Annotated in this window: 1 protein-coding gene; it reads right to left on the minus strand. The window is 71.8% G+C overall.

The genetic code is table 11. The annotated features are described in order from the left end of the window. Positions 1-94: 94 nt before the first annotated feature. A partial coding sequence (locus ACFVW8_RS39065; RefSeq protein ID WP_389698802.1) for a hypothetical protein occupies positions 95-1,834 on the minus strand: 1,740 nt, incomplete at its 5' end.

Here is a 1,834-nt window from a genome sequence, read left to right on the forward strand (position 1 = left end):
CCGTTTCTCTATGCCCACGACCGCACCGGCATCTCTGTCCGAATGATCACCCGCACCGCGGGCTTCGAACGAGATCCGGTTTGCCACAACGCACTTACATAGGCGGGTACAGGGGAAGCGTTAAAGTCGCGGCTTGGGGGAATGTCACGGGACCAAATGCGTACACCGCGTCAGCGATCCGGATCACCTCCTGCGGGTGAATCTTTGCCAACCCCGGCAGAGGCGTCAGCCACGACCCCAGCGCGAATGCCTTCCCCAACAAGCGACTGGCCCGTGGTAGACCAACCGCCTGGGCCACCTCGGTCAGTGCCTGCGCCTGCAGGTCCGGGTTGGTGATGGTGCGGGCGATCTGCTCGGCGGCGGTGGCCAGTTCGGCACCTCGCTCGTGGTCACCGGCCACGGTCACCGCCCGGGCCACCTCGGCCAGTGCCTCCGCCTGCTGGGACAGGTTGGTGAGGGTGCGGGCGATCTGCTCGGCCTGCTCGTGGTCACCGGCCGCGGCCACCGCCCGGGCCACCGCACGGGCCACTTCGGCCAGTGCCGACGCCTGCCAGTCCGGGGCGTTGAGGGTGCGGGCGATCTGCTCGGCCCGCTCGTGGTCACCGGCCGCGGCCACCGCCCCGGCCACCCCGGCCAGTGCCCGCGCCCGCTGGTGCCAGTTGGTGATGGTGCGGGCGATCTGCTCGGCGGCGGTGGCCAGCTCGGCACCTCGCTCGTAGTCACCGGCCGCGACCACCGCCCGGGCCAATTCGGCCAGTGCCGACGCCTGCCAGTCCGGGGCGTTGAGGGCGCGGGCGATCTGCTCGGCCCGCTCGTGGTCACCGGCCGCGGCCACCGCCCGGGCCACCTCAGCCAGTGCCGGCACCTGCTGGTACTGATAGGCGAGGGTGTGGGCGATCTGCTCGGCGGCGGCGGCCAGTTCGGCCCCCATCTCGTGGTCACCGGCCGTGGCCACTGCCTGGGCCACCTTGGCCAGTGCCACCGCTCGCTGGTCCGGGTCGGTGATGGTGTAGGCGATCTGTTCCGCCCGCTGGTGGTCACCGGCCGTGGCCACTGCCTGGGCCACCTTGGCCAGTGCCACCGCTTGCCAGTCCGGGTCGCGGCAGGTGTGGGCGATCTGCTCGGCGGCGGTGGCCAGTTCGGCACTTTTCTCGTGGTCGCCGGCTGCGGCAACCGCCCGGGCCACCCCGACCAGTTCCTGCGCCTGCAGGTCCGGGGTGGTGATGGTGCGGGCGATCTGCTCGGCGGCGGTGGCCAGCTCGGCACCTCGCTCGTAGTCACCGGCCGCGACCACCGCCCGGGCCACCCCGGTCAGTTCCCGCGCCTGCAGGTAATCGGTGGTGATGGTGTGGGCGATCTGCTCGGCGGCGGTGGCCAGTTCGGCACCCTTCTTGTGGCCACCGCCCGCGGCCACCGCCCGGGCAACCCCGACCAATGCTTCCGCCCGCTGGGACAGGTTGGTGAGGGTGCGGGCGATCTGCTCGGCCCGCTCGTGGTCACCGGCCGCGGCCACTGCCTGGGCCACCTTGGCCAGTGCCACCGCCTGGTATGCGGTGGTGATGGTGTGGGCGATCTGCTCGGCGGCGGCGGCCAGTTCGGCACCCTTCTTGTGGCCACCGCCCGCGGCCACTGCCTGGGCCACCTTGGCCAGTGCCACCGCTCGCTGGTACGGGTCGGTGAGGGTGTAGGCGATCTGCTCGGCCCGCTGGTGGTCACCGGCCGTGGCCACTGCCTGGGCCACCTTGGCCAGTGCCACCGCTCGCTGGTACGGGTCGGTGAGGGTGTAGGCGATCTGCTCGGCGGCGGTGGCCAGTTCGGCACATCGCTCGTGGTC

The sequence above is a fragment of the Streptomyces sp. NPDC058221 genome, assembly GCF_042882365.1.
Classification (GTDB): domain Bacteria; phylum Actinomycetota; class Actinomycetes; order Streptomycetales; family Streptomycetaceae; genus Streptomyces.